The organism is Deltaproteobacteria bacterium, from assembly GCA_019308905.1.
GTDB lineage: Bacteria > Desulfobacterota > BSN033 > WVXP01 > WVXP01 > JAFDHF01.
In genome coordinates this window covers 104616-110890 of the sequence record JAFDHF010000011.1, presented here as the reverse complement: position 1 = coordinate 110890, position 6275 = coordinate 104616, and the positions used below count along the sequence as shown (strand labels likewise).

At 58.2% G+C, this 6275-nt stretch carries 5 protein-coding genes; all 5 read left to right on the top strand.

Annotated elements, in window-relative coordinates:
* Window positions 1-13 precede the first annotated feature (13 nt).
* The 5 genes from JRJ26_06240 (at window position 14) to JRJ26_06220 (ending at window position 6247) form a co-directional block, all read left to right on the top strand.
* Window positions 14-1423 (top strand): trimethylamine methyltransferase family protein, encoded by a 1410-nt coding sequence (locus JRJ26_06240; GenBank protein ID MBW2057080.1) that lies wholly within the window; start codon window positions 14-16, stop codon window positions 1421-1423.
* A gap of 202 nt (window positions 1424-1625) precedes the next feature.
* On the top strand, window positions 1626-3641 hold the full coding sequence (locus JRJ26_06235) for a hydantoinase/oxoprolinase family protein (GenBank protein ID MBW2057079.1): 2016 nt from the start codon (window positions 1626-1628) through the stop codon (window positions 3639-3641).
* A 114-nt stretch (window positions 3642-3755) separates the two neighbouring features.
* Window positions 3756-4553: a methyltetrahydrofolate cobalamin methyltransferase gene (locus JRJ26_06230; GenBank protein ID MBW2057078.1), complete on the top strand. Its 798-nt coding sequence runs from the start codon at window positions 3756-3758 to the stop codon at window positions 4551-4553.
* Between the two features lie 78 nt (window positions 4554-4631).
* Window positions 4632-5582, top strand: coding sequence for a P-loop NTPase (locus tag JRJ26_06225; GenBank protein MBW2057077.1), 951 nt, complete (start codon window positions 4632-4634; stop codon window positions 5580-5582).
* A 5-nt stretch (window positions 5583-5587) separates the two neighbouring features.
* Window positions 5588-6247: a helix-turn-helix domain-containing protein gene (locus JRJ26_06220; GenBank protein MBW2057076.1), complete on the top strand. Its 660-nt coding sequence runs from the start codon at window positions 5588-5590 to the stop codon at window positions 6245-6247.
* Window positions 6248-6275: the final 28 nt, after the last annotated feature.

Genomic DNA, 6275 nt, shown 5'->3' with positions numbered 1-6275 from the left:
GAGGAGGACGGAGATGAGGGTGAATCTAGTGGAGCAGCGGGGGCCTGTGTTTGGGGTATTGACCGAGGGGCAGATTGAGGCGATATACGGGGCGGCCTTGGAGGTATTGGAGAGGACTGGGGGCAGGGTATATCACGAGGGGGCTTTGGAGTTGTTTCGGGGTGGTGGAGCGGTTGTGACCGATGGGAATCTGGTAAGGATTCCTGCTTCCATGGTCGAGGGGGCGTTGAGGGATTTTCCGCGGAAGATCAGCCTGGCCGGGAGGGACGGCAGGAGGACGGTACATTTGGAGAGGAACGAGGTGAATTTCGGGACCGGGTCGGACTGTCCGTTTATTTATGATCGTGAGACCGGGGAGCGGAGGCGATATCGGTACAGTGATGTGAGTGATGCGGCGAGGTTGGTGGATTATTTGGGTGGTTTTGATTTTTTCATGTCTCACGGATTGGTATCTGATGTGCCGAATCCGAGGACATACGACAGGCATCAGTTCTTGGCCATGGTGAGCAACACGGTCAAGCCTCTGATATTGACGGCTGTGGATGGAGAGGGTCTACGGGACTTGCATGAGATGGGGTGTATGATTCGTGGAGGTGAGGAGGAGTTTCGGGTCAACCCGTTGTTCATAATATATATAGAGCCGAGTTCGCCTTTGACGCATACCAGGGAGGCGGTGGAGAAGCTGTTGTATGCTTCGGACAAGGGGATACCGGTGATGTACACGCCTTGTCCGAGTTCGGGGGCGACGGCGCCTGCGACGGTGGCTGGGCTGTTGGTGCAGGATTTGGCCGAGACCTTGTTGGGTTTGGTTTTATCTCATTTGAGGAGGCCTGGGATGCCGTTGGTGATGGGTGGTGTGCAGACGATCATGGACATGAAGACCTCGACGTTCAGTTATGGGGCGCCTGAGTTGGCTTTGGCGTCTGCGGCGAGCACGGACATATCGAAGTGGTTGGGGCTTCCGATGTTTTCGACTGGGGGGTGTAGTGATTCGAAGGTATTGGATGAGCAGGCGGCCATAGAGGCGACGGTATCGTTGTATACGGCGATGTTATCAGGGGCGACATTGATTCACGATGTGGGTTATTTGGAGAGTGGTTTGAACGGGTCGTTGGAGATGTTGGTACTGTGTGATGAGATAATAGAGATGGTGAAGCACATAGGCAGGGGTGTGAGGGTGGACGAGGAGCATTTGGCATTGGATGTGATAGACCGGGTAGGGCCTGGGGGGCAGTATTTGAGTGATGATCATACGTTGGAGCACTATCGGAGGGATTTTTGGTTTCCCCGGCTTTTGGATCGGTCCAGGGTGAAGGAGAAGATGGATCAGATCCTGGAGACCCATCAGCCCGAGCCCATGGACGAGAAGCTGATGGAGGAGATGAAAAAGATCGCCGAAAAGGCGGACAAGAAGGCTTCTTGACCCGGATGTCGAAGGGCCGAAAGAAGTCGGAGGCGGGGCTTTGCCGGGGGCCCCGCTTTTTTGACGGGGGATCTTGCACGACCCTGTCATCTCGTGATAGTCGTATCGCCTGTTACGGGGGACCGGGTTGAGAGAACCCGGTCCCCCGGTGCTGGCACGGGATTAGCATGTTGGAGATCTCTGGATCATAGGGGCGGTTGATATGGGATCGAAACAGAAAGGGAGAAACCCCTCTCGTTCTAAGCCCGATTACATCATAGGAATCGATACCGGTGGAACCTATACGGACGGGGTTCTTCTCGACTATGTGACCCGGAGGGTCGTCACATCGAGCAAGACGCTGACGACTCGGGAAGATCTGACCAGGGGGATCACCGCGGCCCTGGACGGCCTCGCCCTGGAGGATCCGTCGTCGGTGAAACTCGTCTGCATTTCGAGCACCCTTGCCACCAATTCGATCGCAGAGGGTAAGGGACGGAGGGTGGGGCTTGTGCTGATCGGCTACGACCGGGAGCTGATCCTGCGGTATGACCTGGAAAAGAGGTTTCCCACGCCCTGTTTTGAGTACTTCCGGGGCGGGCACACGGTGGAAGGGGTCGAAAAGGAGCCCCTCGACCAGGAGGGGATCGTAGCCTGGATCAGAGAAAAAGAGGGCGAGCTGGATGCTCTCGCGATTTCCAGCTACTTCAGCCCCGTGAACACCGACCACGAAGAGCGGGCTTTTGAGGCTGTCCGGCAGGTGTCCTCTCTCCCGGTTGTGCTCGGCCACCAGTTGTCAACGAGGCTCGATTCCATCAAACGGGCCACGACGGCATGCCTCAACGCCTCTCTGGTGGCCGTCATGCAGGAGTTTATCGAGGCGGTGAGGGAGTCCCTCAAGGCCCATCACATCGAGGCTCCCCTGATGATTGTCAAGGGCGACGGGTCTCTCATGCCGGACAGGGATGCGGTTCAAAAGCCCGTTGAAACGATCCTCTCCGGGCCGGCGGCGAGCGCCATCGGGGGGAGATTCCTATCGGCCTATCGGGACGCCGTGGTTATCGATGTCGGCGGCACCACGACGGATATCGCCTTGATAGAGGATTCCCAGATTGCGGTCAGCGAGGAAGGGGCGCGCGTGGGAGAGATGGAGACGGCCGTCAGGGCCGCTCACATCCGCACCATAGGTCTTGGTGGAGACAGCAGGATCTCTTTCCATCTCAACGGCACCCTTAGGGTCGGCCCTGCCAGGGTGGTTCCCCTGTGCTACCTTGCCGCACAGTTTCCGGCGGTAGAGAAAGAGCTTCTCGGACTCAGGAACCGGCCTGTCCTCGACTGGAGACCGACGGACCTGGAATACTGGTTCTTGCCGAAACCCCTTGCAGCGGACTCGACCGTCCTGAGAAACGAAAGACAGCGAGAACTGGTGAGGATCCTTGGCGGAGCCCCCTGTTCTCTCACGTCGGTTCTGGAGAGGCTCGGCCTCTACCATCGATTACAGCTGAATGCGGACCAACTCGTCCGCCAGGGGCTGATAGGGCAGTCTACCCTCACTCCCACGGATCTACTCCATGTAACGGGTGAGTTTAGGGCATGGAGCACCGAAGCGGCCCGGGCGGCGGTGGGCGTCGCGTGTACTCTTTTTGAAAGGGAACAGGAGGCCCTTTGCCGGGAGGTTTTCCATCATATGGCCGTCTCGATTGTGGAGGAGGTGCTGGTCTTTCTGGGCCGGAGAAAGGCCCCCGACCTCCCGGAGAGAATCAGGGACCCATGGGGGAAGTGGTTTCTCGAGCGGGGGGTGTCGGGCGGGAACCCCTACATCGAGGTGGCCGTATCGAGCAGATTCCCCATCATCGGGATAGGAGCACCGGCCGGTGTGTTCTTGAAGAGGGTGGCCGAGTATCTGAAGGCGCCTCTCTTTCTTCCCCCTTTTGCCCATGTTGCCAACGCGGTGGGCGCCGTGGCCGGGTCGGTGATGGTCGTGAGGGAGGCTCTCGTCTACCCTTACGGAGACGAGAACATCCAGTGTTTCTACGTCCAGGCGGAGGGGGAGAGAGCCAGGTATAGCGAGGTGGAGGAGGCCCTGCTTCACGCCCGGGAAGTCGCCTCAGAGGCCGCGCTCGGGGCCGCCGTCGAGGCGGGGGCCGTGGACCCTCGGGTCTTTGTCGAAGTCTCCAGGGAAGGGGCGTTCTCCAGGGTCACGGCCAAGGCCCTTGGAAACCCCAGGTTGTCATGGTAATATGGCCCGAGAAGTCGTGTCTCAGCGGATGGCGCGACGGGGCTGTCCCCTCTGATCCATCGGCCGAACGGACCGGGGGGACTCTCGAATCAAATCTATGGGAAGGAGTTGCTCATGCTTATCGTAGGTGAACGTATCAATGCGAGTCGAAAGGCGATCAAACCGGCCATCGAGAACAGAGATGCGGATTTCATAGTCAAGGAGGCCGAGGATCAGGTCAAGGCAGGAGCCCATCTGGTGGACGTGAATGCAGGGGTCTTCGTGAACAAGGAGGTCGAGTATCTCCCCTGGCTCGTGGAGACCATACAGGCGAGGATCGATGTCCCCCTCTGTCTGGACAGCCCGGATCCAAAGGCCATTGAAGCGGCTCTTGCAGTTCACAAGGGGCAGCCCATGATCAATTCGATCTCTTTGGAGCAGAAACGGTTCGAGGAGATTTTGCCTCTGGTGGGGAAGTACAAGGCAAAAGTCGTGGCCCTGTGCATGACCGACAAGGGTATGCCGAAGACGGCCGGTGAGCGGTTCGATGTGGCTACGCAACTGATAGAGAAACTGACTCAGGCAGGCATCCCTTTGGACGACATCTATGTCGATCCCCTTGTCATGGCGGTGAGCACAGATTCGAGCTTCGGCATCGAGTTTCTCCGGGCTGTGAGGCGGATCATGGAGGGCCACGAGGGGGTTCACACCATATGTGGTTTGAGCAATATCTCCTATGGGCTTCCCCTGAGGAAGCAGCTCAACCAGATTTTTGCCGTTATGGCCATGGCCATGGGACTCGACTCGCTGATCATCGATCCTCTGGACCGGAAAATGATGGCCGACATCCTGACTGCGGAGACGCTGCTTGGGGTTGACGCCTACTGTGCAGGCTATCTGAAGGCCTACAGGGAGGGACGGCTCGAGGCCTAGTCAGGGCCGAGGGGAAACCCCATTCATTGCTCCCGGGGAGAGGCAGAAGGCTCACTTTCTTGAAGAGGAGAGTCGCGGTTGCCCAATGAAGTGACGAGTCATTCCACCGGGGTCTCGAGGAGGACCGAGATTCTTGCCGTGGGAGGAGGCAAGGGAGGGAGCGGTAAGAGTTTCGTGGCGGCCAATCTCGGTGTAAGCCTTTCGAGGCGAGGCCGGGCGGTTATCATGGTGGATACGGACCTGGGAGGAGCCAATCTGCATACCCTTCTGGGGTTGTCCCTCCCCGTGGCTACCCTGGACGATTTCATCAACGGGCGGATCAATAGTATCGAGGAAGTGATCGTAAGGACCGAGGTGCCCAATCTGGGGTTGGTTATCGGGGCACGGGACGTTCTGAACGCCGCAAACGCAAAGGTCCATCAGAAGCTCAAGATCATCCGGCACATTCAGAACCTCAAGGCCGACTATGTCATAGTCGATCTCGGGGCGGGAAACTCCTTCAATGTTCTCGACTTCTTTCTCATCTCCGATGGAGGCATGCTGGTGATCACCCCTGAGCCCACCTCGGTGGAGAACGCCTACCGGTTCATCAAGAGCGCTTTCTACCGGAAGGTGAGAAGGCTCACCCGCCACCAGGACGCCCGCCGAATCCTCGAAACTGCCATGGATCAGAGAAGCGAGAGGAAGATCAGGACACCTCTCGATCTGGTCGAAGCGGTCGAGGGGATCGATGAGGAGATGGGCCGGAGGCTCAAAGGCGAGATGGAGAGGTTCAGGCCGAAGCTTATCCTCAACCAGGTGAGAACCAAAGGGGATATGGAGGTCGGATTTTCCATGAGGAGTTCCTGCCTCCGTTTCTTCGGGATCCATCTCGACTATTTCGGCTACGTCGCCTACGACAACGAGGTATGGGAGTCGGTGCAACGGAGAAAGCCCATCGTACTGGAACGGCCCTATGCGAGGGCGTCGAGGTGCATCGCTGAGATCACAAACAGGCTCATAAGGCAAGAGCAAGCCGCCTCTGGGTAGCAGCCGTGAAGCGTCTCGAAAACCTGAACTATTACGAAATCCTCGAAGTCGATCCTCGGGCGAGTCAGAGTGAGATCCGAGAGGCCTATGAGCGGGCAAAGAAGACCTACAGCCGTGACTCGATTGCCGTCTATTCGCTCCTGGAGGAGGACGAGATTCGGGAGGTGTCCAGGCTCATCGACAAGGCATATGAAACGATCGGCAACGACAGGACCCGGCGGGAGTACGACAAGCTCATCGGCCGTGTCGAGGGAGAGGGGAGGGCAGGGGGAGGGTCCCTCATTGACGGCGATCTGCTGCGTTCGGCGAATCATGTCAACCCGGGCGGCCAGGAGCGTCCGGGGCAAGACGAGCGGGAGAAGATCGAAGGGATAATTTCCGAGGAAGGGTTCGAGTACAGCGGGCCGGCTCTTAGAAGAATCCGGGAAACCCTCGGAATCGATCTCAATGAGATCTCGAGGCGGACCAAGATAAGCGGTACAAACCTCCGCCTGATCGAGGAGGAGAACTACGGTCGCCTTCCGGCCCTGGTCTATCTGAAGGGCTTTATCAGGGAATATGCCCGGTACCTCGGCCTGGATGCCCTCCGGGTCGTCGAGGATTATGTGAAGCGGTATTATGAACGGGAGCGGGAAGACAGGGACATGAATCCGGGTTCCGGCTAGAAGCGCGAAAGCAGAAGCGAGCCGGGCC

Excerpts from the sequence above, each read along its gene's own strand:
- JRJ26_06235 (MBW2057079.1), top strand. The coding sequence starts at position 1,626 with ATGGGATCGAAACAGAAAGGGAGAAACCCCTCTCGTTCTAAGCCCGAT.
- JRJ26_06230 (MBW2057078.1), top strand. The coding sequence starts at position 3,756 with ATGCTTATCGTAGGTGAACGTATCAATGCGAGTCGAAAGGCGATCAAA.
- JRJ26_06240 (MBW2057080.1), top strand. The coding sequence starts at position 14 with ATGAGGGTGAATCTAGTGGAGCAGCGGGGGCCTGTGTTTGGGGTATTG.